General features: G+C 69.2%; 22 protein-coding genes. 16 read left to right on the plus strand and 6 right to left on the minus strand.

Annotated elements, in window-relative coordinates; all coding sequences use genetic code 11:
* Positions 1-614 precede the first annotated feature (614 nt).
* On the plus strand, positions 615-1,454 hold the full coding sequence (ppk2, locus tag BKH20_RS04215; RefSeq protein WP_075390058.1) for a polyphosphate kinase 2: 840 nt from the start codon (positions 615-617) through the stop codon (positions 1,452-1,454).
* On the opposite strand, the gene BKH20_RS04220 is transcribed toward ppk2, so the two are convergent.
* From BKH20_RS04220 to BKH20_RS04230, 3 genes are all read right to left on the minus strand, one after another.
* Positions 1,451-2,206: an NAD-dependent protein deacylase gene (locus BKH20_RS04220; protein ID WP_075390059.1), complete on the minus strand. Its 756-nt coding sequence runs from the start codon at positions 2,204-2,206 to the stop codon at positions 1,451-1,453. The genes ppk2 and BKH20_RS04220 overlap by 4 nt on opposite strands.
* A 10-nt stretch (positions 2,207-2,216) precedes the next feature.
* Positions 2,217-2,642, minus strand: coding sequence for a hypothetical protein (locus BKH20_RS04225; RefSeq protein ID WP_075390060.1), 426 nt, complete (start codon positions 2,640-2,642; stop codon positions 2,217-2,219).
* A 292-nt stretch (positions 2,643-2,934) separates the two neighbouring features.
* Positions 2,935-3,150, minus strand: coding sequence for a DUF3107 domain-containing protein (locus BKH20_RS04230; protein WP_009232349.1), 216 nt, complete (start codon positions 3,148-3,150; stop codon positions 2,935-2,937).
* 242 nt (positions 3,151-3,392) lie between these two features.
* Between BKH20_RS04230 and BKH20_RS04235 the strand changes: the two genes are divergently transcribed.
* Both BKH20_RS04235 and BKH20_RS04240 read left to right on the plus strand, forming a co-directional pair.
* A complete protein-coding gene (locus BKH20_RS04235) occupies positions 3,393-7,040 on the plus strand; it encodes a UrvD/REP family ATP-dependent DNA helicase (RefSeq protein ID WP_075390061.1) in 3,648 nt (1,215 codons plus the stop codon).
* Positions 7,037-10,465: an ATP-dependent DNA helicase gene (locus BKH20_RS04240; protein WP_075390062.1), complete on the plus strand. Its 3,429-nt coding sequence runs from the start codon at positions 7,037-7,039 to the stop codon at positions 10,463-10,465. Before BKH20_RS04235 ends, BKH20_RS04240 begins: the two co-directional genes overlap by 4 nt.
* Positions 10,466-10,487: 22 nt before the next feature.
* Here the strand turns inward: BKH20_RS04240 and BKH20_RS04245 are convergent, their stop codons facing one another.
* Complete coding sequence (locus tag BKH20_RS04245; RefSeq protein ID WP_075390063.1) at positions 10,488-11,816, minus strand: phosphotransferase; 1,329 nt, start codon at positions 11,814-11,816, stop codon at positions 10,488-10,490.
* 285 nt (positions 11,817-12,101) lie between these two features.
* Here BKH20_RS04245 and BKH20_RS04250 point away from each other — a divergent pair, with 285 nt between their 5' ends.
* From BKH20_RS04250 to BKH20_RS04280, 7 genes are all read left to right on the plus strand, one after another.
* Positions 12,102-13,352, plus strand: a complete 1,251-nt coding sequence (locus tag BKH20_RS04250) for a CpaF family protein (RefSeq protein WP_075390064.1) — start codon at positions 12,102-12,104, stop codon at positions 13,350-13,352.
* Complete coding sequence (locus tag BKH20_RS04255) at positions 13,352-14,203, plus strand: type II secretion system F family protein (protein ID WP_070659165.1); 852 nt, start codon at positions 13,352-13,354, stop codon at positions 14,201-14,203. Before BKH20_RS04250 ends, BKH20_RS04255 begins: the two co-directional genes overlap by 1 nt.
* Positions 14,200-15,153 (plus strand): type II secretion system F family protein, encoded by a 954-nt coding sequence (locus tag BKH20_RS04260; RefSeq protein WP_081381589.1) that lies wholly within the window; start codon positions 14,200-14,202, stop codon positions 15,151-15,153. Before BKH20_RS04255 ends, BKH20_RS04260 begins: the two co-directional genes overlap by 4 nt.
* A gap of 87 nt (positions 15,154-15,240) precedes the next feature.
* The gene (locus tag BKH20_RS04265; RefSeq protein WP_075390065.1) at positions 15,241-15,471 is read left to right on the plus strand and encodes a hypothetical protein; all 231 of its coding nucleotides are present in this window, start codon (positions 15,241-15,243) and stop codon (positions 15,469-15,471) included.
* Positions 15,461-15,934 carry a TadE/TadG family type IV pilus assembly protein gene (locus tag BKH20_RS04270; protein WP_070659167.1) on the plus strand — a complete coding sequence of 158 codons (474 nt, stop codon included), beginning with the start codon at positions 15,461-15,463 and terminating at the stop codon, positions 15,932-15,934. Before BKH20_RS04265 ends, BKH20_RS04270 begins: the two co-directional genes overlap by 11 nt.
* A 156-nt stretch (positions 15,935-16,090) precedes the next feature.
* Positions 16,091-16,504: a hypothetical protein gene (locus BKH20_RS04275; RefSeq protein ID WP_075390134.1), complete on the plus strand. Its 414-nt coding sequence runs from the start codon at positions 16,091-16,093 to the stop codon at positions 16,502-16,504.
* Complete coding sequence (locus BKH20_RS04280) at positions 16,501-17,007, plus strand: glycosyltransferase (RefSeq protein WP_075390066.1); 507 nt, start codon at positions 16,501-16,503, stop codon at positions 17,005-17,007. Before BKH20_RS04275 ends, BKH20_RS04280 begins: the two co-directional genes overlap by 4 nt.
* Before the next feature lie 69 nt (positions 17,008-17,076).
* On the opposite strand, the gene BKH20_RS04285 is transcribed toward BKH20_RS04280, so the two are convergent.
* Positions 17,077-17,433 (minus strand): CBU_0592 family membrane protein, encoded by a 357-nt coding sequence (locus BKH20_RS04285; protein ID WP_430793356.1) that lies wholly within the window; start codon positions 17,431-17,433, stop codon positions 17,077-17,079.
* Positions 17,434-17,505: 72 nt separating this feature from the next.
* On the opposite strand from BKH20_RS04285, the gene BKH20_RS04290 reads away from it, so the two are divergent.
* The 3 genes from BKH20_RS04290 to BKH20_RS04300 all read left to right on the plus strand — a co-directional run bounded on the left by BKH20_RS04290 (position 17,506) and on the right by BKH20_RS04300 (position 20,721).
* Positions 17,506-18,417 carry a LysR family transcriptional regulator gene (locus BKH20_RS04290; RefSeq protein ID WP_075390068.1) on the plus strand — a complete coding sequence of 304 codons (912 nt, stop codon included), beginning with the start codon at positions 17,506-17,508 and terminating at the stop codon, positions 18,415-18,417.
* Positions 18,418-18,516: 99 nt separating this feature from the next.
* Positions 18,517-19,638: a peptide chain release factor 2 gene (gene prfB / locus BKH20_RS04295; RefSeq protein ID WP_075373393.1), complete on the plus strand. Its 1,122-nt coding sequence runs from the start codon at positions 18,517-18,519 to the stop codon at positions 19,636-19,638.
* Between the two features lie 243 nt (positions 19,639-19,881).
* Positions 19,882-20,721, plus strand: a complete 840-nt coding sequence (locus BKH20_RS04300; protein ID WP_075390069.1) for a CPBP family intramembrane glutamic endopeptidase — start codon at positions 19,882-19,884, stop codon at positions 20,719-20,721.
* On the opposite strand, the gene BKH20_RS04305 is transcribed toward BKH20_RS04300, so the two are convergent.
* Positions 20,660-21,211 carry a methylated-DNA--[protein]-cysteine S-methyltransferase gene (locus BKH20_RS04305; RefSeq protein ID WP_075390070.1) on the minus strand — a complete coding sequence of 184 codons (552 nt, stop codon included), beginning with the start codon at positions 21,209-21,211 and terminating at the stop codon, positions 20,660-20,662. The genes BKH20_RS04300 and BKH20_RS04305 overlap by 62 nt on opposite strands.
* Positions 21,212-21,437: 226 nt before the next feature.
* On the opposite strand from BKH20_RS04305, the gene ettA reads away from it, so the two are divergent.
* From ettA to BKH20_RS04320, 3 genes are all read left to right on the plus strand, one after another.
* Positions 21,438-23,120 carry an energy-dependent translational throttle protein EttA gene (gene ettA / locus BKH20_RS04310; protein WP_070659175.1) on the plus strand — a complete coding sequence of 561 codons (1,683 nt, stop codon included), beginning with the start codon at positions 21,438-21,440 and terminating at the stop codon, positions 23,118-23,120.
* 145 nt (positions 23,121-23,265) lie between these two features.
* Complete coding sequence (locus BKH20_RS04315) at positions 23,266-23,970, plus strand: M23 family metallopeptidase (protein ID WP_075390071.1); 705 nt, start codon at positions 23,266-23,268, stop codon at positions 23,968-23,970.
* Between the two features lie 14 nt (positions 23,971-23,984).
* Positions 23,985-24,179, plus strand: coding sequence for a hypothetical protein (locus BKH20_RS04320; protein WP_075390072.1), 195 nt, complete (start codon positions 23,985-23,987; stop codon positions 24,177-24,179).
* Positions 24,180-24,251 lie beyond the last annotated feature (72 nt).

A 24,251-nucleotide genomic window follows, 5' to 3' on the forward strand; every position in this document is an offset into this window, starting at 1 on the left:
AACTTCAACCAGAACGTCTCGGATGCCCTTGCCATCGCCCTGGCGAGTGAGATGAGAAATCGAGGGATGGGTGGAGTACTCCCACTCCCTCGTGATCCCAGGACAGACCGTTCCACCGGCACGGAGCGACGAATGGCTGGCGGAATCGGTGCCAAGAAGGTTGATGTCACGTGGGCGACCGATGAGGCTGGCTTAATCGCAGCGATCTCGGTCAAAACCCATTCTCTTCCGTGATGGAAAGACCTTGAACTATCAGAAGAACCTCACGAACCGTCGTGCTGGCATGCTCAATGAGGCCGTCACCTTGCACCGCCGGTTTCCCTACGCCGTCTTGGCTGGGTTCTTCGTTCTCCTGGCCGATTTCAATCCCGAGCAAAGGCCCATCCGCGCGTTCGAGGTCAACGATCTGGAGCGAGAGGTGCCGCTCGACGACATGTTCGAGGCCCTCATCGAGCGCGTGGCTGAGCGAAACTTCGACTCATATGAGGCCTTCGACTCCAGAGGAGCCCGGCCCTGGGAGGGACGGGCTCCTCTGGAGTCGTTTCCGTTGACGGTTACCGTGCGTACGGGGACGTGCTATGCGAAACTCAAGTATGGCAAAGAAGCACCCCACCATGGACCGTTCCCTGTACGAGGCCGAGCTGCTGAGGCTGCAGGCGGAGCTGGTCGAGATGCAGGAGTGGGTCAGGGCCACCGGAGCCCGCGTCGTCGTCATCTTCGAGGGCCGCGACGCGGCCGGCAAGGGCGGAGCGATCAAACGCATCACCGAGTACCTCAACCCGCGTATCGCGCGCGTGGTCGCGCTTCCTGTGCCCACCGAGCGCGAGCGCACCCAGTGGTACTTCCAGCGCTACATCGCGCACCTGCCCGCCGCCGGTGAGATCTGCCTGTTCGACCGCTCCTGGTACAACCGCGGCGGCGTCGAGCACGTCATGGGCTACTGCACCCCGGAGGAGCACCGGCGCTTCCTCCAGCAGTGCCCGGTCTTCGAGAGGATGCTCGTCGACGACGGCATCCTGCTGCGCAAGTACTGGTTCTCCGTTCCCCAGAAGGAGCAGTACAAGCGTTTCAAGTCGCGGATGACCGACCCCATGCGGCGCTGGAAGCTCTCACCCACTGACCTGGAGGCCCTGCCCCGCTGGGAGGATTACTCGCGCGCCAAGGACGAGATGTTCGTCCACACGGACATCGACTCCGCGCGCTGGCACGTCGTGGAGTCCGCCGACAAGCGCAAGGCGCGTATCAACATGATCCACCACCTGCTGGAATCCATTCCCTACGAGCACGTGGAGCGTCCCAAGATGAAGTTCCCCAAGAAGCCCTCGTTCCCGTCGTCGGGCTACCGCCGTACCGACCGATCCCTCCAGAGCGAGGTGCCCGACTACGCCGCCACCCTCAACGCGGCCGATGCGCCCGAGCGTTACGTGGACCTCGAGGACCAGGGGATCAGCTAGGGCCGGCGGCTCCTGCGCCCCAGCTCCTCGAAGACTTTCCCGACCGGCTCACGGATGACGAGGTCGGCGCGGGAGTCATACGGCGTAGGAGTCGCGTTCACGAGGACCAGGCGCTCACCGACGTAGTAGTCGATGAGGCCCGCTGCCGGGTAGACGACCAGGCTCGTTCCGGCCACGATCAGCAGATCCGCCTCCGAGATGGCCCGCACGGCCCCCTCCATGACGTCGCTGTTCAGCATCTCCCCGTAGAACACAATGTCGGGGCGCAGCACCGAGGCGCACACGGGGCAGTGGGGGACCTCGCCGGAGCGGGCGTTGTCGACGTCGTCCAGGGTGAAGTGCTCGCCGCAGCCGGTGCAGATCAGGCGTGACCAGTTGCCGTGCAGCTCGAGGACCCGCTCGGAGCCGGCCCGCTGGTGGAGGCCGTCAATGTTCTGCGTGACCACGGCCGACAGCTTCCCGGCCCGCTCGAGATCGGCTACGAACCGGTGGGCCGCGTTGGGGGCCACGCCCTCGCGGGCGTTCTCCTGGGCGAACCACTCCCAGTAGGCCTGCGGGTGCACGGTGAAGAAGTCGATGGACAGGACCTGCTCCAGGGGGATCTCCCGGTCCTGGTGGTAGAAGCCCTTGGCTCCTCGGAAGTCGGGGATCCCCGACTCGGTTGAGACCCCGGCACCACCGAAGAAGACGATGCGTCTGGACTCTTCAATCCACTGGGCGAGCAGGCCCCGCTGGCTGTCCTGGTGATCCATGCACCCCACCTTAACGCCGGGGACCGATCCTGCACGGGCGGATCCGGTCGCGGCGCCATACGAGGCACATGCTCAGGATGCAGGCAACAGTCGACAGCGTCCCGGTGGCATAGCGCTCGAACTCGCTGGTGGTGATGAGGAGGTTGAACGCCGAGGCGATGAACAGCCACAGGGTCGAGACATACACAATGCTACGCGCGGTGCGATCACGCAGAGGGCGGCGTATCAGACCGCCGTACCTGAGGTACGCCAGACCGCAGCCGAACCAGACCAGGAAGAGTGCCAGGTTGACCGGCCTGAGGAGGAGAGGGGAGACAGTATAGGCGCCGCCCAGGACGAACCGGCCCAAGGGAAGTCCCAGAGCCAGCAGTAGCTGCAGCACGCCATTGATGAAGAACAAGACGGCGCACGTAGCCGCGAGCACAGGTGACTTCATAAGAGCGACTGTACCGGCCCGTTTTCTGACGTGAGGGGCTCTGGGGCGGCCCGGTATCGGGGCGCCCGGATGTGGCCGAGTCCCGCGCTCCGTCCGGTCTTGTAGCCAATGGGGGACAAGACAGGGAACTGACCCACGGGTACCAGCCGAGTCCCTGGATATCCAGGAAGATGAATCTCAGCCTCCTCGCAGGACGCTGAGCGGAACGGCAAGGGCCCAGATCAGCTGCGGAACGGTGTGGCTACGCTCCGCCAGACCTGGGCCCTGTGCGTGCTCGTCGTGGGGGAGAGACTCAGATACCGAAGCCGACCCGGCGGGGCTCGGCCTCACCGAGCTCGACGTAGGCCAGGGAGCCGGCCGGCACGAAGACTTTGCGGCCCTTGTCGTCGGTGAGGGTGACGGCCTTGGTCTCGGCGTCGGCCACGGCGGCCAGCACCTTCTCCTGAGAGTCGGAGGTCTCCAGGGAGAGCTCGCGGCTGGCGTGCTTGATTCCGATCGTGACCTGCATGGGGCTCCTTCGCATCGTCTGTGTGCCGTATTGAGCGGCATAGCCCGTCGGGGAGAGGGGCGTGAACCTGGCTCGATCCTAGGGTGCCGCGGCCGCGCCGACCCTTCGCGCGCCCCAGGAGCCGCGGCGTTTCGCGCCACGCGGAACATGCGCCGTCGGCGCTTCCTGGTGGAGGACTCGTGACCGATGACGATCCGTTAACGGTGCGCGCTCCTATCGGTGGCCCGTGGTGAGATGGTCCCATGCCTCAGGCCCCCGTCCGTCTCCTCCCGCCCGCCGAGGCGGCCGAGCTGCCCGCCGCCGACGCCGATGGGCGGCGGGTCCTGGACCGCGTGGCCGAGGGCTCCAACGTCGTCGTCCTGGGGGCACCCGGGACCGGTAAGACGTCCCTGGCCCTGCGGTTGCTGGCCGAGGCGGTCGCCGGCGGCCGCGACGCCATCCTGCTGGCCCCCACCCGTGCGCGAGCTGACTGGCTGCGTGGCCGGGCCGCCCACCTGCTGCGTGAGGGCCATGGCGACGGCGTCGTCCGAGTGCGCACTCCCGCAGCCCTCGCCCTGACGATCCTGACCACCTCTTTGACCATGCGGCCCGACCCGCTGCCGCCTCCGGTGCTTTTGGCCGGAGCGGAGGAGGACTCCGCCCTGGCCTCCATGATCAGCACCGTCACCTGGCCCGGGCTCCCCGCCGAGGCCACCGGGTCACGGGCGTTCCGCTCCGAGCTGCGCAACCTCCTGGCGCGCGCCGGAGAGCTCGGCGTCAGTGCCGACGACCTGGCCGACCTGGGACGCCGGCTCAATGTCCCCATCTGGGGGCCTGCCGCCCAGCTTCTGCGCACCTGGGACGCGCAGGGGCGGCCCAGCGCCGAGCGCAGGGCCCAGACCCGCAAGATGGATACGGCTCGTCTCCAGGATCGAGCCGTGGAGGCCTTGAGCTCCTGGGGCGCCGACGCCGTCACCGTCCCCCGCCCCGTCCCGGACCTCGTCCTCGTGGACGACTACCAGGACTGCACGGCCGCCACCGCCAGGCTCCTGACGGCCCTGGCGACCCCGGACCTCGACGGGCACCGGGCGCAGATCGTGGTGCTGGGGGACCCCGACGTGGCCGTGGAGACCTTCCGCGGCGGTACGCCCAGCCTGCTCATCGCCGCCGAGGACCACTCGGGGCTCGCAGCCACCCGCTTGCGACTGACCACCTGCTACCGAGGCAACCCGGCCATCTCGGAGGTGATCTGCGATCAGAGCGCCCGGGTCCCGGTGACCGGCACGACGGCCCACCGGCAGACGACACTGGCGCCCCGGTCCTCAGCAGGGGCCTTACAGAGGTCTTCCTCCGTAGGACCCGACGCTGAGCGCCCGCAGGCGGCGGCCGGCGTCGAGGTGATCCTGGCCTCCTCCGCCTGGCAGGAGCATGCCCACGTCGCCCGGGCTCTCAGGCTCGAGCACGTCCACCACGGCACCTCCTGGTCTCAGATGGCGGTCATCGTTCGCAGCGCCGCCGACGCCGAGACCCTCGCCAGGGACCTGCGCAGACGAGGCGTGCCCCTGGCCTCCCGCACACCCGCGGTCCTGCTGCGCGCAGAACCGGCCGCGGCCGCGCTCCTGAACATTGTGCGCGCCGCCATCCGCGACCAGCTGGGCGGGCGCGGTGAACCGCCTCAGCGCGACGCCGCCATCAACCTCCTCACCAGCCCCCTGGTGGGGCTGACCACCATGGACCTGCGCCGACTGCGCCGCAGGCTGCGCCAGGCCCCGCCGGCCGCAACCCCGCGCGCCAGTGTGACTGAGCCCGGTGAGGTCGGGACCTCCACCGGTCCCACAGCCGTTCCCGCCCCCGTTCCCGCTGTCGCTCCTGCTGCTGGGACCGGGCCCCGGACCGGCGGCGACGCCGCCCTCCTGGCCCTGCTGGCCGACCCCGAGCAGGCCTCCGGCTTCGCCCGGTCCCTGGACGGCCAACCGCTGAGCGCCCAGGCGGAGCGGCTCCTCATCGCAGCCAGGATCCTTGAGGCCCTGCGCTCCGCCATCAGGCAGAGTCCCGCTGAGGTCCCACGCGATGTCGAGGCCCTGCTGTGGGCCGCCTGGAACGCCTCCGAGCGGGCCGAGGCCTGGCGCGACACCGCCCTGCTGCCCTCGGCAGGCCCCGTGCGAACGCTCCTGTCCGAGGCTGCCGAGCACGACCTCGACGTCGTCACTACCCTGTTCAAACGCGCCGAGGTCTGGGCCGAGCGCCACCCGGGCCAGGACGCCTCCAGCTTCCTGGCCGAGCTTGACGCCGAGGTCCTGCCCTCGGACTCCGTCGCCCCCCAGGGCCGGCGCCCGGAGGGCGTGGCCGTCATGACCCCGGCGGGTTGCGCGGGCCAGGAGTGGGAGCTCGTCGTGGTTGTCGGGCTGGAGCGTGACCGCTGGCCTGACCTGCGCTTGAGGGACTCCTTGACCCGCACCGGCCTGCTCGTCGACGCCGTCACCGGCCGCCTGAGCGCAGGTGTCAGCGCCCCGACGGGCGGGGCCGGCGGCAGCGGCGCCGTGGCCGCCGCCCGGGCACAGGTGCGCGCCGATGAGCGCCGCATGCTCATCATGGCCCTGTCCCGCGCCACCCGGCGCCTCCTGCTGACCGCCACCGCCGACGCCGAGCACGCCCCCTCACCCTTCCTGACCGAGATCGCCCACAGCGCCGGGATCTCCCTGACCGACGCCGACGGCGCCCCCCTCCTGGCCCCCGACACCGGCGACCTCACCCTACGCGGCCTGGTGGGGGAGCTGCGCCACGCCGCCATCTGCGGCAACCTCGAGACGGCCACCGACGCCGAGCGCCGCCGCGGCCGGGCCGCCGTCGACCTGCTGGCCGACCTCGCCCGACAAGGCGTGTCCGGCGCCGACCCCGCCACCTGGATCGGCGCGACCGGCCCCACTTCCACCGCCCCTCTTATCACCGCCGGCGAGCGGATACGGGTCAGCCCCTCCGACGTCGAGGGCCTGGCCGCCTGCCCGCTCAAGTGGTTCCTGACCCGCAGCGGCGGATCGGCCCCCGCTAGCGAGGCCCAGGCCCTGGGCAGCCTCGTCCACGCGGTCGCCGAACGGGCCGAGAGCGAGCACCTGCGCGGTCCGGCTCTGCGCGAGGCCTTCGAGGAACGATTGACCGACCTCGGCTACCCCGCCACGTGGCAGGGAGGCCTGGCTGCAGACCGTGCCCGCGCCATGATCGAGCGCCTCGACGCCTACCTGAGTGACTGCGACGCCCTGGGCATTCGTGCCGACGTCGAGCAGCCCGTCCGCGCCGACGTCGACATCCCCCTGAGTGTCCTGAGCCCCGCGGTCCACCAGCGGGCCGGCCTGTGGAAACCGACGAAAGGTGGCGACGCCGTCCCGGTCACGATCTCCGGGCGCATCGACCGCCTCGAGCACCTCGGCGGCCTTTCGGGAGATGGCCCGGAGGACACCGCCGAGCCCGACCGGAACGGCACCGTGCGCGTCATCGACCTCAAGACCGGGCAGCGCGTCCCCAAGGACGTCCAGCGCCACCCCCAGCTGGCCACCTACCGGCTGGCCCTGAGCTCGCAGGGCCTCGACGTCGTCGGCGGAGCCCTCGTGCTCCTGGGTAAGGAGCCCTCCAAACGCTCAGGAGACGGCTACGTCCTGGCTCCGCCGGGCGCCGCCCTCGACCCCAGCCCCGCAACCGTGGAACCTGTGGAGCAGCCCGCGGAGACACCTGACGACGATGAGGCGAACGGTGCTGCCGGCAGTGGCGAGGAGTACTGGGCTGAGGACCTCGTGGCCCAAGCGGCCGTGGCCGGAGTGGGCCCCGTGATCGAGGCCCGCACCGGCGAGCACTGCCGCACCTGCCGGGTCAAGGACTCCTGCCCCGTGCAGGTCGAGGGAAGGAGAGTCGTCTCATGACCCCCGTCGGCTCACGCCGGCTCACTCCGCAGGCCCTGGCGGAGGCGCTCGGCATCCACACCCCCACCCAGGAGCAGGCGCGCGTCATCGCCCACCGGCTGAGCCCCCTGCTGGTGGTCGCCGGAGCCGGCTCGGGCAAGACCGCCACCATGGCCCAGCGAGTCGTCTATCTGGTCGCCACCGGGCAGGTCCGCCCCGACCAGATTCTCGGACTGACCTTCACCCGCAAGGCCACCGCCGAGCTCGACCAGCGCGTCGCCTCCCGCCTGGCAGGCCTCAGCGCGGCCGGCCTGCTGCCGGCCACCGGTCCGGAGCACGACAGGGGAGTGGGGGGCACCGCTGACGCCGCCGACTGTGGTGAGCCGATGATCGCCACCTACAACTCCTTCGCCGGCGCCCTGGTGCGCGACCACGGACTGCGCATCGGCGTGGACCCCGACTCAACCCTCATCACCCAGGCCCGCTCCTGGCAGATCGTCACCTCCCTGCTCGAGGCGCGCACGCTCCCGCTGCCCAACGAGAGCCTCAGCCACAACGCGAGCGCCACCCTGGTCCTGGCCGACTCCCTGAGCCAGAACCTGCTGACCATCGAGGAGGCCGCCACGGACCTGGCCGACCTGTCCGAACAGCTCGCCGCCCTGGCCGCCATCAAGGGCTGCAAGACCCTGGTCGGCAAGGCCCCCGCCGTCATGGCCGAGTGGGAGGCCCTGCTCGACGTCGTCGCCGAGCTGCATGCGCACAAACGTCACCACGGCCTGCTCGACTTCGGTGACCAGATCGCCCTGGCCTGTACCATCGCCGAGTCCGTCCCCGAGGCCGCCGCCCAGGTGCGGGCCCAGTACCCCGCGGTCCTGCTCGACGAGTTCCAGGACACCTCGGTGGCCCAGGTCCGGCTCCTGTCGGCCCTCTTCGCCGACTCCGGGGTGACCGCCGTCGGCGACCCCCACCAGGCCATCTACGGGTGGCGAGGAGCCAGCGCCGCAGCCCTGGACACCTTCCACCAGCGCTTCAACCCCACCGGCACCGCCCTCCTGGAGTCCGGGACCCCACCGGCCGAGGCCACCCCCGTCCTGGAGCTGTCGACCTCCTGGCGCAACGACTCCACCATCCTGGAGGTCGCCAACGTCGTCTCCGCGCCCCTGCGCTCCGGCGTCGTCGAGGACGGGGACCCGGTGGGCGAGCACCTCACCGTCGCTCCCTTGCAGGCCCGCCCCGCAGCCTTCGGCCTGGAGCCCGGGGCGGCGTTCGGGGCCTTCCTGCAGGACCCCGCCGAGGAGGCCCGCACGGTGGTCGCCTTCCTTGCCGAGCGCTGGTCACCCAGTGCCGAGATGGCCGTCCTGTGCCGCACCCGGGCACAGATGGATCCCATTGCCGCCGAGCTGGAGGAGGCCGGCCTGCCTTACACGATCATCGGCCTGGGCGGGATGCTCTATGTCCCCGAGGTCGCCGACGTCCGCGCCCTGCTGACCGTGGCCTCGGACCCGGAGCGCGGGGACCGGGTGGTCAGGCTCCTGACCGGTTTCGGTATCGGCGCCCGCGACCTGCGAGCCCTGGCAACGCTGGCCCGCGAGCTCACCCGCTCCACCACCGAAGGCGACCAGACCGGGGCGGGGGCTCACGGCGACCAGGCCGAGACCGACTCCCCGCTGCTCAGCGAGGCCCTGGACACCCTGCTGCGATGGCATGAGGACGGCGCGCGAGAAGAGCAGGAGGAGTCCGCCGCGGTCCGAGACCTGACCGAGGCCGGGCGGGCCGTCGCCTTGCGCACCGCCCGGGCGATCCGACGCATCCGGGAGGCCATCTGCCTGCCCCTGCCCGACCTCGTGGCCCTGGCCGAGCAGACACTCGACCTCGACATCGAGATCGCCGCCCGAGTCGGTCACCCGATGGGCCACCGCGCCCTGGACTCCTTCCACGAGACGGCCCGGGCCTTCACCGCCGACACGGATGCCCCCACCCTCACCGGCCTCCTGGAATGGCTCGACGCCGCCGAGGAGCACGAGGACGCCATGAGCGCCCCCGAGATCGAGCCCCCGCCCGGGGCGGTCCAGCTCCTCACCATCCACGCCGCCAAGGGCCTGGAGTGGGACGTCGTCGCCGTGCCCGGCATGGACGAGCAGGTCTTCCCCTCCTACACCAGCGCCGTCAAGGACGATCTTCGCGTCACGGAGACCGGCTGGATGGGCTCCACCTCCACCTTCCCCTTCCCACTGCGGGCCGACGCCGGCGACCTGCCCCCCTTCACCGTGGGGGATCTCGACCCGGCTGCTACGGACAAGCCCCTCCTGACCGAGACGATGAGCGCTTACAAGGAGGCCCTCGGACGCCAGCGCCTGCGCGAGGAGCGCCGCCTGGCCTACGTGGCCTTCACCCGGGCCCGTCACGAGCTCCTCCTGACCGGCTCCCACCTGTCCAAGACCGCCTCCAAGCCTCGCCGCCCCTCACGCTTTCTCACCGAGCTCCAGCGGCGCGACCTCCTGTCTCCCTACGCGGAGGGCTGGGTGGACTTCGATGAGTCCCGCCCCAACCCACTGACCTCCCTGACCCAGGTGGGCACCTGGCCCCCCGACGCCGACGCAGCGCAGACCCTGGACAGCCAGGCCCCGGAGACCGGGGGAGAAGGTACAGCGGTCACCGACCGGCTCGCCGCTGTGCGCCGGGCCCGGCATGTGGCCGCCGCCCAAGTCACCGCCGCCATGAGTCGAACCGGCCCCGCCCAGGAGGCGCCTGCTCAGGCCCGGCTCGATGACGAGACGGTGCGGCGGTGGAGACTCGAGGCGGGACTCCTCCTGGCCGAGCACTCCCGGGCCCTGTCCAACGGCCCCACTGTCCGCCTACCCGAGCACCTGGCCGCCACCCGCCTGGACGACCTGCGCGCCGACCGCCGACAGTTCGCACTCGACCTGCGTCGCCCGCTCCCACCTGAGCCCCGCGCCGCCGGCCGGCTCGGAACCGTCTTCCACGACGCCGTCGCCCAGCGCCTGAGCGCACGTGGCACCCTGTTCGGCCTGAGGCAGGCGGGCGTGCCTGACAGCCTCGGTCCTCAGGACCGGGACCGCATCGAGCGCTGGCTGGAGACCGCCGAGAACCTTCCGCTCCTGGAGGACTACGTCCTGGCCGAGACCGAGACCGACCGGGAGATCACCATCGGCGCCACCACCCTGCGCTGCCGCATGGACGCCGTCTTCTGCCGCTCGGACGGTTCCGGGTGGCTCATCGTCGACTGGAAGACCGGGCGGCGACAGGTGCCCGTGGACCAGCTCAGTGTCTACGTCCACGCCTGGGCGGCCTCCCAGGGCGTGCCCACCGGGTCGGTACGGGCCGCCTACGTGTACGTCGACTACCCCGGAGGACGTGTCGATGAGCTCACCGCTGAGGGCCTGCTCAGCATCGAGCAGATTCAGGCGGCCCTGACAGTGGGGTGAAGGCTCGTGAGCGGTGCGCCCGTCAGCTCTCCTCGTCGTCGACGCGCACCATCGCCACCGGATTGGTGACGGCGTCGGGTTCAGCAGGCTCGCGAACCCCGGGCACCGGCGCCAGCCGGGGCGTGGCCGGCTCCACCAGTGGGGCGTCACCCACCTGGGCGGCCAGGTCCTCCAGCATCGCCACCGCGTCATTGATGACCGGCTTGTCCCCGGTCCTCACTCCGTGCAGCAGCCAGCGTGCCAGGCTGAGCTCACTGACCAGCTCGGCGCGCTCACGCAGGTGCCGGTCAACGCCCTCGGAGCGGGCGATGTCGTAGGCGTCCTCAATGGAGTCCAGGCAGTCCACCGGTGCTGAGGAGTACACCCAGGCCAGGTCCTCGGCCGGGTCCCCCACATGCGCCTGGGACCAGCCCCGCACCGCCACCACCGTGCCACCGGCCACCAGGACGTTCTCCTCAGCGAGGTCCCCGTGGACCACGGTGGGGCGGAAGCGCCACAGGGCGGTGTCCTCCAGGGCCTGCTCCCAGCGTCCCAGCAGCGCCGGTGGGGTCCTTCCCGTCGCGGCGGTGTCGTCCAGCAGACTCAGCCAGCGCCGACGCACCTCCTCGGCGTCATAGACCGGCATGCCGGCCTCGGAGATCACCGTCATGGCCAGCTCGTGGATCTCACCGAGCGCCTTGCCCAGGCCCGCCGACATCCCCGGCCCCGGTCGGAGCGTCTCGACCGGGATCGGCTTGCCCTCCACATGGGAGCGCACCTGGATGTGCGCGTCCTTCTGGCGCAGGGACCCGGCGACGCGAGGAACGTCGAAGGAGAGCCGTCCGTCGTCAACGACCCGGCCGATGCGGCGCAGCACCTCGGCCTCAGCTTCCAAGGAGGCGCCCACGGCATCGGTGCGGGCCTCATGGACCTCCCAGTGGCGGCCCTGGGTGTCGATGACGCCGGTGATGTGCCGCTCCGGGGTCTCGGACTGCGGAAGCGCCAGCCGAGTCGGGTTGAGGCCGCCGACGGCGACGCTCGCCATCGCGGCCAGGGCCAGCGCTGAGTGGTGAGGACGAGGAGTCTCGGCGGGCTGGGCCCGTGGGGCCGGCGTGCTGCTCTGCGGCGGCTCGGCCGAGGCCCCCGGCAGCGGGGCCACGACCACGGGCGCACGATAGTCCTCGTTGTCCTCGTCGTGTTCGTCGGATCGCTGATCGGAGTGCTCAGCCTGTTGCTGGTTGCTGTCCTCATCGCCGGCCGTCGGAGCCGCAGCGCGCTCAACGTCGGAGGTCACCTCGTCGGTGAGGCTGTCGGCACCGCTGTCGACATCAGTGGTGCCGGGGGCGTCCGGGGACTGCGAAGGCTGTGACATGGTCCAACCGTAGGCGACAGGTCCTATGTCTCGCAGGACAGCCGCGCCCGTCCGCTGGCGGCAAACGTCCAGGGATGTGAGCAACAGCTTGAGGAATGTACCAGAAGGTCGACGTTATCCACAGGTTCTGCCGAGGTGGTGGCCATTTCGTGACCAGGTGTCCTAGAGTTGATCCGTGACAATGGTCACCGTCCGGCCGGTGTGTTACGGCTCAGTGCAGAGCCCCAGGCCGGTCCTCACATCATCGTCACTCTTCTTCATACGACTCCCACGCTGAGAGGCATCATGGACGCTGCCGATCTTCTCCTGACGGAGGTTCGCGAGCTGGTGCGCGCTCGCGGCATCGACCCCCTCAAGGACGCCTCCGACCTGGAGCAGCTCGTTACCCAGGCCGAGGAGGACTATCTACGTCGCTCCGACGCCGGACTCGTCCCGCCGCTCATCGATCCCAAGGGGGCGCGCACCCACGTGCTCGACTCCATGGCGGGGCTGGGTCCGCTGCAGGGCTATCTCGATGACGAGTCCATTGAGGAGATCTGGGTCAACGCCCCCGGCCGCGTCTTCGTCGCCCGCTCCGGGCGCCCCGAGCTGACCACCACGATCCTGGAGAGTGAGGACCTCACGGTCCTGGTCGAGCGGATGCTGCGGGCCTCCGGGCGTCGCCTGGACCTGTCCAGCCCCTTCGTCGACGCCCAGCTCGCCGGGGGACAGCGGCTTCACGTTGTCATCCCGCCCATCACCTCCCAGCACTGGGCGGTCAACATCCGCAAGCACACGTCCCGTGCCTCCCGCACCGCCGACCTGGTGCGCATGGGCTCGCTGACCAGCCAGGTCGCCGCCTTCCTGGACGCCTCCGTGCAGGCCGGCCTCAACATCCTGGTCTCGGGCGCCACCCAGGCCGGTAAGACCACGATGGTCAGGGCGCTGGCCGGAGCGATCCCGGGCGCACAGCGGGTCATCTCCTGCGAGGAGGTCTTCGAGCTCGCCCTGCGCAACCGGGACTGCGTGGCCATGCAGACCCGGCCGCCCAACCTCGAGGGCGTTGGTGAGATCAGCCTGCGGCGCCTGGTCAAGGAGGCCCTGCGCATGCGCCCCGACCGCCTCCTCATCGGAGAGGTCCGAGAGGCCGAGGCGCTCGATCTGCTCATTGCCATGAACTCGGGTCTGCCATCCATGTGCACCATCCACGCCAACTCCGCCCGGGAGGCCGTCATCAAGATCTGCACCCTCCCGCTGCTGGCGGGGGAGAACGTCTCCAGCGACTTCGTGGTCCCCACCGTCGCCAGCGCCATTGACCTGGTCGTCCACCTCGACCTGGATCGCAGTGGGCGCCGCACCGTGAGAGAGGTCGCGGCCCTGTCCGGTCGGGTTGAGAACGGCATCATCGAGCTCTCCGACGTCTTCCACCGCGACCCCACCGGCAGCCTCGTGCGGGGCGCCGGAGCGCCCGACGCCGCCGAGCGCTTCAACCGGGCCGGTCACGACCTGACAGCTCTGCTCAGCTCCCGGCCCGCAGGCTCCCAGGAGGTCTACTGATGGGCGCCGTCGCCGGGCTCCTGGGCGGTGTGGGGCTGCTCCTGATCTGGATGGCCTGCACCTCCGAGCCGCCTCAGTGGCGCTCGAGGCGCTCCCGTCGTCTGGCCGACATCCTGGTCCAGGCCGGCGCCGGCCGCACCAGCCCCACGATGTTCGTCCTGGGGTCGATCGGGCTGGGGCTGCTCATCGGCCTGGTCTTCCTGGGAATGTCCCGGGCCTGGCCGGTGGCCCTCGCCTTCACCGCCATCTTCACGGCGATCCCCTTCCTCATCATCTCCTCTCGAGCGCGCAACCGCCGTACCCGCCTGCGCGAGGTGTGGCCCGAGGCCGTCGATACCCTCGTCTCCGGCGTCCGCGCGGGCATGAGCCTGCCGGAGGCGCTGACCAACCTCGGTGAGCGCGGCCCGGAGGCCGTCCGCCCCCAGTTCCGGGCCTTCGCCACCGACTACGCCGCCTCCGCCCGCTTCGACAGCTCCCTGGACCGGCTCAAGGCCCGCTTCGCCGACCCGGTCGCCGACCGGATCGTTGAGGCCCTGCGCCTGGCCCACGAGGTCGGCGGCACCGACCTGGGGACGCTGCTGCGCTCCCTGTCGCAGATGCTGCGCGAGGACATGCGCACCCGAGGCGAGCTCGAGGCTCGCCAGTCGTGGACCGTCAACGGTGCCAAGGTCGCGGTCGCCGCCCCATGGTTGGTCCTGGCGCTGCTGTCCACCCGGCCTCAGGCAGCGGCGGCCTACGCCACCACCGCCGGAGCCGTCATTCTCCTGACCGGAGCCGTCGTCTCGGTCATCGCCTACCGGCTCATGCTGCGCCTGGGGCGGCTGCCCGAGGAGGACAGGACACTGCGATGAACCCCATGAACGCGATGCTCACCGGAGGACTCGCCGGGCTGCTGGGGGCCGTGGGCGTCCTGAGCGTCATCTCGGCCCTCCGCCGACGCCGCCCCACACTCATGGCCCGCCTGGAGCCCTACGTCCACCGCCGGCCCACGACCTCCGGCCTGCTGGCCGCTCCGGCAGGGCCGACCTCCGACGGGCGCACCGTCATCGGCCTGCTCATGGCCTCCACGGCAGGCGCTCTCAGCCTGGGCAGACTGATGGAGTCCCTGGGCTCGTCGGCCGGCTCGGTCCGGCGTCGCCTGACGCGATCAGGGTCATCTCTGGGGGTCGACCAGTTCCGCCTCCAGCAGGTCCTGTGGTCGACGACGGCGCTCCTGCTCGTCCTGGCCGCAGGAGGCCTGGCGGCCCTGGTCCGCTCCGTCAACGTGCCCGCGCTCATCCTCCTGTGCCTCATGGCCATCGTGGCCGGGGCCGCTGCCCGCGACTGGTGGCTCAGTCGGGCCGTGGCGAAGCGGCTGTCACGGATCGAGGCGCAGCTGCCCGACGTCGTCGAGTTGCTGGCACTGGCGGTGGGGGCCGGTCAGGGCCCGGTGTCGGCCATCGAGCGTATCGTCACGCTGGGCCGCGGCGACCTCGTTGACGAGCTGGGCGTCACTCTGACCGATATCCGCTCCGGCACGGTCCTGTCCACCGCCCTGGACCGTATGGAGCGGCGAGTCGGCTCCGTCCATGTCACCCGCCTGTGCGAGGCGGTCATCGTGGCCCTTGAGCGCGGCACACCACTGGCCGAGGTTCTGCGCTCCCAGGCCACCGACGTGCGTGAGGCGGCGCGGCAGGACCTCATGGAGGAGGGCGGCAGACGGGAGATCGCCCAGATGGTTCCCGTGGTCTTCCTGGTCCTGCCCATCACCGTCGTCTTCGCTCTCTTCCCGGGGCTGTTCGTCCTGAGACTGGGGGTGTGAAGAGTATCCATCACCCTCCTGCGCCCGTGGACCCCGACCATCCATTGTCCTTTCACCCAGATTCCCGCCCGACAGCAAGGAGCAGTCATGACATGCCTCATCCCTCCCTCCCCCCACCGCACTCAGACAGGTTCTCGGTCGTGGCGTGCCGCCGGTGCGCCACGGATCGATCTGCGCGATGAGCGCGGTGACGTCCCTGGCTGGGTCCTGGTGACCCTCATGACCGCGGGGCTCGTCGTGGCTCTGTGGACGGTGGCCGGCAGCACGCTGACCGAGGTCTTCCTCAACGCCATCGCGAAGGTGACCAGTGCGATCTGAACACGCGCCTCGCCTCGGAGTGCTTCAACGGGCTGGTCGCGCCCTGCCTCGGCCGGGTCGCCTCCGCCCACTCGGGCAGAACGAGTCAGGCTCGGCCGTCGTCGACTTCGTCATGGTCGGTGCGCTCGTCATCATCGTGTTCGTGGCACTCCTCCAGGTTGCCCTGGGGGTCTACGCCCGCAACGTCCTCACCGACGCCGCGGGCGACGGCGCTCGTCGAGCCGCTCTGGTCGGGGGCACGGAGGCCGAGGCGCGCCAACGGGTGCAGGTCCTCACCGACGCCGCCCTCAGGCGCGGCTACGTGGACACCGTCACCGTCTCGCGGGTGTCCTCCGGTGACCTGAGGCTCGTCGAGGTCACGGTGACAGCGCCCTTTCCAGTCCTGGGGCTCCTCGGCCCCGGAGGGACACTACGGGTCACCGGGCACGCCATCGATGAGTCCTCCCTGACCCAGGAGAGGTGAGCCCGGGTGGTATCCATGGTCGGCTCGAGGCGTCGCAGGCGTCGTGCCGTGTCGCGCTCGCCGAGGGCGGTCCCGGCCCGCGCCCTCATCACCGGGCGGTTCGTCAGCCGGTTCCGAGAGACCCTCAGGGCGGGCGATCGAAGTGTCCGGCGGCTCATGAGCCAGGAGGAGGGCAATGCGATCGTCGAGTTCATCGGGTGGAGCGCCGTCCTGGTGGTGCCCGTGCTCTACCTGGTGGTGACACTCGCCCAGCTCCAGGCCACGACCTTCGCCGTCGCCTCGGCGGCCGACGCCGCCAGCCGGGTCCTGGAGGTCGACGACTCTCCCTTAGCGATGGATAACGCGCAGCTGGCCATGCAGCTGTCCCTGTCCGATCAGGGCATTGACGCCGACTCGTCCGGCTCCCTGTCGGTCACCTGCGCTCACGGCTGCGCCCGGGGACAGGCGGCGATAGTCGAGGTCTCGGTCGGTGTGGACCTGCCGGGCTTCGCCTCGCTGGGGATCGGTCGGGATGTCGTCGTGGTGGACACTGAGCGCTCCATCACCCTGCCGGGCAAGGAGGAGCAGTGAACAGGCCGCCCGGCCCCGGGACCGTCCAGCGGCGGGTCCGTGCCCTGGTGGATCGGCTGCACCGTGAGGAGGATGGGCAGACGCTTCTCCTGGGAGTCGGGCTCATCTGCGTCGTGCTTGCGCTGCTGTTCGTCGCGGCCTCGGCCACCGCTGTCTACCTCGACCTCAAGACCCTCACGTCACTGGCGGACTCGGCTGCGGCCGCGGGGGCCGACAGCGTGGAGGCGCACCCCTACTACGGGGGTGGCGCCACGGACGCCGCCCCCGGGTCCCTCACTGACGCAGGGGTCAGGAGCAAGGCGGCCGAGGACCTGTCCGCCCAGCCGGCAGCGGCCAGGCTGGAGGGGATCACGATCGTCAGCGCCCGTGCCGCCGACAGCCGCACCGCCGAGGTGAGGCTGCAGGCCCGCTCACGCCCGCCTTTCCTGCCCTGGGGGATCCTCCCGGCCGAGGGCTTCACCATCACCGCCACCGGCTCTGCCCGAATGACGACGACGCAGTGAGCCGACAGACTCACTGCGTCGAAAACGGGTGGGTGGAAGGTTGCGTGTGGCAGGAGGCGGCCAGCGCCCTCAGGCCTGCTCGATGAAGCTCGCCGAGGCCACCGGGGAGGGGCGCCGGTGCAGGTGCATCCGGGACCGCAGCTCCTCCTTCTGACGGCGCGAGAGCTGAGCGATGTAGGCCCGCTTCACCGTGAACAGGATGTTGAGGCCCACCAGGAGGTAGAAGGCGTTGGCGATGACGCTGGGCCAGGCCCCGGAGCTCGCGCAGTTGATGGTCAGCAGTACGGAGCCGGTGATGTTGAGGGCCTGATACTTGAGCGAATCGCCGGCGATCGTGCCCTTGGAGACCAGGAAGTAGGCCACGAGGAGCTCAGCGGCACCGATCCAGCCGCCGATAGAGATGAGGGAGGAGAGCACGTCGTTCACGGGGATGATTCTTCGACACCCCTGGATGAAGGTCAATCGCATCTATCTGCATGAGGGATGTAGATTTACTTCATGCGGGTGTTGCCTCAGAGACTTTCGGTTCTTTTGGCCGTCCACCGAGCCGGAGGAGTTGTCGCAGCGGCAGATTTCCTTCATATCACGCCGTCGGCCGTCTCCCAGCAGATTCGCCTCCTGGAGCGCGAGTGCGGCGTCCGGGTCCTGGATCGCACACCCACCGGAGCCGTGCTCACGGCGGCCGGGAAGGTGCTGGCGGATGCGGCCGAGCGCATTGAGGACGAGCTGACCACCGTGCGCCGTGAGCTGGCGGACCTGGATGACTCCGTCCCCTCCGGCGTGGTGCGAGTCGGGAGCTTCGCCTCTGCCGTTCGGGCGCTCCTGCTGCCTCTCTTGAGCTCTCTGGCGACCACCAGCCCGGAGCTGGAGGTGATCGTCGAGGAGGTCGAGGAGCGCAGTGCCCTGTCCCGGCTGCGTCGGGGCGAGCTCGACCTGGTCCTCATCGAGCGTGACGAGCACACGCTGCCCGCGGCGCCTCGGGGCATGGCCGACATCCCGCTGCTGGACGAGTCCTGGCTCGTCGTCGTGCCGGCCGAGCAGGCGACCCCTACGACCTTGGCGGATCTGGCGCGCGCCACCTGGATCGATCTGGCCCCGGGCACCGCCGGCGCCTTTGCCCTGGACCGTCTGGAGCGCCAGCTGGGGGTGCCCTTGACGATGCGGCACGTCGCCTACGACTACGACGTCGTGCTGGCCATGGTCAGCCAGGGCCTGGGCTGCGCGCTCCTGCCCGAGCTGGCCGTCTACTCCGGGCTCGTCCCCGATGAGCTCAGCGTGGTGCGCCTGCCCGGGCTGGGCGTGCGCCAGCTGGTGGTGCGTCACCGATCGACCCGCACCGAGCCGGGCCCGGCGACACGTGCGGTGCTCGAGGCGCTGCTCTCCCAGGCCCAGGGCATTGAGCTGGGGTGAGTGGCAGACGAGGGACAACGGTGGGCGTGACCGAGCCGTCGAGCGAGCCGAGTCCACCCCGACGGCGCCCCCGGTGCGTTCTGCCGTAGACTCCCCTCCGTGGCCACTGACTTCTCCGCTGAGATCGAACGACTCCGACACACCTACGCCTCCATCGCCGCGGTGACCGACCCCGAGGCCCTGCGCGCCCGGATCGCCGAGCTCTCCGAGCAGGCCTCCGCACCCGACCTGTGGGATGACCCCGACTCCGCCCAGGTGGTCACCTCCGCACTGTCCCACGCCCAGGCCGACCTCAAGCGGGTCGAGAGCCTGGGGGAGCGCATTGAGGACCTCGAGGCGATGGTCGAGCTCGCCGGCGAGGAGGAGGGCGAGGACGCCGCCGAGATCCTCGCCGAGGCTGAGACGGACCTGGCGGCCATCAGCAAGGACCTTTCCGACCTGGAGATCCGCACGCTGCTCAGCGGCGAGTACGATCCGCGCGACGCCGTTGTCACCATCCGCTCGGGCGCCGGCGGCGTGGACGCCGCCGACTTCGCCGAGATGCTCCTGCGCATGTACACCCGCTGGGCCGAGCGGCACGACTACCCCGTCAAGGTCCTCAACACCTCCTACGCCGAGGAGGCGGGCCTGAAGTCGGTCACCTTCGAGGTCCACGCCCCCTACGCCTACGGGACCCTGAGCGTCGAGGGCGGCACGCACCGCCTGGTGCGCATCAGCCCCTTCGACAACCAGGGGCGCCGCCAGACCTCCTTCGCCGCCGTCGAGGTCATCCCGCTCATCGAGTCCACCGACCACATCGACATCCCCGAGACCGACATCCGCATCGACGTCTTCCGCTCCTCGGGCCCCGGCGGGCAGAGCGTCAATACCACTGACTCCGCCGTGCGCATCACCCACCTGCCCACGGGCCTGGTGGTCTCCATGCAGGACGAGAAGTCCCAGATCCAGAACCGCGCCGCCGCTATGCGTGTCCTCCAGTCGCGCCTGCTCCTGCTCAAGCAGCAGGAGGAGGACGCCAAGAAGAAGGAGCTCGCCGGGGACATCAAGGCCTCCTGGGGGGATCAGATGCGTTCCTACGTCCTCAACCCCTATCAAATGGTCAAGGACCTGCGGACCAACTTCGAGGTCGGCAACCCCGACTCGGTATTCGACGGCGACATTGACGGCTTCATTGACGCCGGCATCCGCTGGCGCAAGCAGCAGGAGACCGCCGAGGACTGATCGGCTCGCTTCATCGGAAGCATCATTGGAGTCAGGGATCCCCCGGAGGGGTCCCTGATTTCTTTTCCGCTTGCCCCTGATTTTTCTGGGGTCCGATTGAAGCCGCAAATTATGAGGCGTACCGTGAATTTCATGAGTACATCACATGGAAAACCTCGGTCGGTGGAAGTCTCATCAACACTCTCGTCTCTCGAGTCCTCGGATCTCAGCGGGGATCGGTCGGATCAAGGTCATCACCTCACTGTGGGCGGCAAGGTTGTGCGCATCGTCATTGCGTTTGCGATGATGTTCGTCTGTGCGTTCACGCCGCCTTTACTGATCCAGATTCCTGTCATCCAGTCTTTTGCTCTCGCACATGAGAATCCCGTTGGTCTCGTGGAGTCATTCGCGGTGGGGGCGTGTGTGCTGCTGATCTATGGGGCGGCGGCGGTGCTCGCTCTTGTTCTGTGCTGTGTCTTGGGCTGCACGCTTGACCGAGGCCGGCATGTCAGTATGGGTCTGCGCATCGACAGACGCGCGCTGCTTTGGCTGGCAGGGATGATTCTGGCTGCGCTCGTCGTGGACCTTGTGGTGGCCAGCATGCTTCAAGTGCTCGGGTTTGCTGGTGGCGACCAGTCGGTACCCCAGGGTCCGCTGTGGCTCGCGATCGTCGAGTCCTTCTCCATAGCCTTCCTTCTCCAGGGGATTCCTGAGGAGATCATATGGAGGGGGTGGCTCTACTCCTCGCTGGGCGAGACGCGTTTCGCAGCGGTATCCAGCGTCCTCGGATTCACTGCTCTTCATATTCTCTCTCAAGGAGGTCAGCAGAATCTTCTCGAACATCTCACGTATCTCGCTCTACCGTGCGGATTTGCGGTGACGGCGATGATTGTCCGAATTGTCTCCGGGTCGACCTGGGCGGCGATCGGCGTGCACGGAGGGTTCCACCTGGTGAACTACTACGTGGCAGAACCCCTGCATCTGCGCATTGGGTCGATCACCTGGGTACTTCAGGGGTTGACCTGGGCCGCGGTCGGCCTTCTCATTCTCGCCATCCACCGCCGTCGTCAGCGGCAGGCGGCGTTGACAGACCGGACACGTTGACCCCCTCCATCTCCAGGAGCCGTTCCTTACGGTCGACCCCTCCCGCGTATCCGCGCAGGCTCCCGTCGGAGGCGAGCACGCGGTGGCACGGCACGATGAGAACGATCGGATTGCGCCCGACCGCGCCACCCACGGCCTGGGCAGACATCTGCTTGCGGCCCATGCGATGCGCAACCTCGGCAGCGATACGGGCATAGGTGCTGGTGGCGCCGAAGGGGATGGAGAGCATGATGGAGGTGACCATCTTCTTGAAGTCGGAGCCCTCGACCCTGATCGGCGGGGTGAAACCCGGGTCGGCGCCCTCGAAGTAGGTGTCGAGCCACTGGGCCGTCTGCGTGAAGACGGGCAGGTGGGGCCGGAGTACCGCGTCGTCGCTGATCGTCGAGCGGTCGTACTTCTGACCGTCGAACCACAGACCCGTGAGGTACTCGCCATCGCCGGCCATGGTCATGGCCCCCAACGGGGACTCGTAGCGGCTGAGGCAGGGCATCGGTCCCTCCTTCTCGTTCCTCTTCCTGCTCATGGTGTCACGCCCGGGCACGGTTCTGTCTCTCATCGGCTCGCTGCGGAGCCGCGTGCACCGTCTCACCTCCGCCGTCGTCGCCATTGCTCCGGGGCTCCCTTAGGCTTGGCCACGGTGCGCAGGGCGGGACCGGTCGGTCGCCGTCGTCGCGCAGAACCTCCGCTCACACCCTGACGAAAGGCGCAGACGAGCAGTGGCTGAGTACATCTACCAGATGATCAAGGCGCGCAAGGCCCATGGTGACAAGGTCATCCTCGACGACGTCACCATGGCCTTCCTCCCCGGAGCCAAGATCGGCATGGTCGGCCCCAACGGTGCCGGCAAGTCCTCCATCCTCAAGATCATGGCCGGCATCGACCAGCCCTCCAACGGTGAGGCCCGCCTGACCCCCGGCTACAGCGTCGGCATCCTCCTGCAGGAGCCCCCGCTCAACGAGGACAAGACGGTGCTCGGCAACGTCGAGGAGGGTGTTGCCGAGATCAAGTCCAAGCTGGACCGCTACAACGAGATCAGCGCCGCCATGGCGGACCCGGACGCCGACTTCGACGCCCTCATGGCGGAGATGGGCACCCTGCAGGACGCCCTGGACGCCGCCAACGCCTGGGACCTCGACTCCCAGCTCGAGCAGGCCATGGACGCCCTGCGCTGCCCCCCGCCGAACGCCGAGGTCAAGCACCTCTCCGGTGGTGAGCGCCGCCGCGTCGCCCTGTGCAAGCTGCTCCTCGAGGCCCCCGACCTCCTCCTGCTGGACGAGCCCACCAACCACCTCGACGCCGAGTCCGTCCTCTGGCTCGAGCAGCACCTGGCCAGCTACCAGGGCGCCGTCATCGCCGTCACCCACGACCGCTACTTCCTCGACCACGTCGCCGAGTGGATCGCCGAGGTCGACCGCGGCCACCTCTACCCCTACGAGGGCAACTACTCCACCTACCTGGAGACCAAGGAGAAGCGCCTCGAGGTCCAAGGCAAGAAGGACGCCAAGCTCGCCAAGCGCCTCAAGGAGGAGCTTGAGTGGGTGCGTTCGTCGGCCAAGGGACGCCAGGCCAAGTCCAAGGCCCGTCTGGCCCGCTACGAGGAGATGGCCGCCGAGGCCGAGCGCACCCGCAAGCTCGACTTCGAGGAGATCCAGATCCCGCCGGGGCCCCGACTGGGCAGCCTGGTCCTGGAAGCCACCAACCTCAAGAAGGGCTTCGACGGACGCACCCTCATCGACGGGCTCTCCTTCACCCTGCCGCGCAACGGCATCGTCGGGGTCGTCGGCCCCAACGGCGTCGGGAAGTCCACCCTGTTCAAGACCATCGTGGGCCTGGAGCCGCTCGACGGCGGAGACCTCAAGATCGGCCAGACCGTCAAGCTCTCCTACGTCGACCAGTCCCGAGCCGGCATCGACCCCAAGAAGACCCTCTGGGAGGTCGTCTCCGACGGCCTGGACTACATCCAGGTCGGCAACGTGGAGATGCCCTCGCGCGCCTACGTCGCCTCCTTCGGCTTCAAGGGGGCCGACCAGCAGAAGCCGGCCGGTGTGCTCTCCGGCGGCGAGCGCAACCGCCTCAACCTGGCCCTGACCCTCAAGCAGGGCGGCAACCTCATCCTCCTGGACGAGCCCACCAACGACCTCGACGTCGAGACCCTGGGCTCCCTGGAGAACGCCCTGCTGGAGTTCCCCGGCTGCGCCGTGGTCATCACCCACGACCGCTGGTTCCTCGACCGTGTGGCCACCCACATCCTGGCCTGGGAGGGAACGGACAAGAACCCGGCCAGCTGGTACTGGTTCGAGGGGAACTTCGCCTCCTACGAGGAGAACAAGGTCGAGCGCCTCGGCCCCGAGGCGGCCCGCCCCCACCGGGTCACCTACCGCAAGCTGACCCGCGACTGAGCGGAGCCCGCCCGGTCGGCCGCATCAGAAGGAGAAGCGCCATTCCCCCAGCCATCTGGCTGAGGGAATGGCGCTTCTCGTCCTGCTTCAGACGGCGAGTTCACGCGTCTTGTCGGTTGGTGCCGATCGCACTTAAGGTGTTGTGATGAGTAGGAACACCCTAGGGCTCATCCCCGAAGGCGGCGTTATCGGGAGGCTCCCGTTCGAGGGTGAGTGGCTGACCGAGCGCAGTCCCACACGCCGCGTTCCCAGCCATGGGACTCACCTGTTCGCCACCACGTACGCGTTTGACTTCGTCGCCGTCGACGACGATGGTCTCACGGCTCCAGCACGCAGCCTGCGTGCGCTCTTCACCCCCGAACCGCCAGAGCTCTTCCACGCCTTCGGCCGTCCCCTGTACTCGCCCGTTGCGGGAACCGTGGTCTCCGTTCACGACGGCGAGCCCGACCACGTGGCGCGCCGTTCCGTCCTGACTCGCATCCCGTACGGATTGAGTCAGCCCCAACGAATTCGGCAGGGACTTCCCGCCATCCCTGGAAACCACATCATCATCCAGGTTGCCGAGGGTCCTCATTGCGTGGGACTCGTGCACCTTCAGCGAGGCTCCGTCCAGGTGTCGCCCGGCGACCGGGTGAGCGCAGGCGATCAGATCGGTCGATGCGGCAACTCCGGGAACTCCACGCAGCCCCACCTTCACATCCAAGCGATGGACAGCCCAGATCTCCGTACCGCGAAGGGGGTTCCGCTCCGTTTTGAGGAGTTCCGGCAATGCAGCCCGCAGCAGGGTACTCCCTGGGTACTTCGGCGACAGTCATGCCCCGAGCAGGGGGCGGTCGTCGCTCAACCTTGATATGACGTCATGGAATGAGCCTCAGATCCGGCACTCGGTGTCCCCTCGTCGGTCCGCGGCGACCCGATCGTGACGAGAAGCGGCTGACCGAGATCAGCCCCACGCGCCGCGTCCCGAGCCACGGGACCGACCTGTTCGCCACTACCTACGCGTTTGACATCGTCGCCGTCGACGACGACGGCCGCACGGATCCAGTGCGCTGCTCCTGATCGGGGACGTACTTCTCCGGCGAGGACTGCGTTGTCCTGCAAACCTCTGAGATCCGGATGCAGTCGTCTGCA

The sequence above is a fragment of the Actinomyces oris genome (genome assembly GCF_001937445.1).
Lineage (GTDB): Bacteria > Actinomycetota > Actinomycetes > Actinomycetales > Actinomycetaceae > Actinomyces > Actinomyces acetigenes.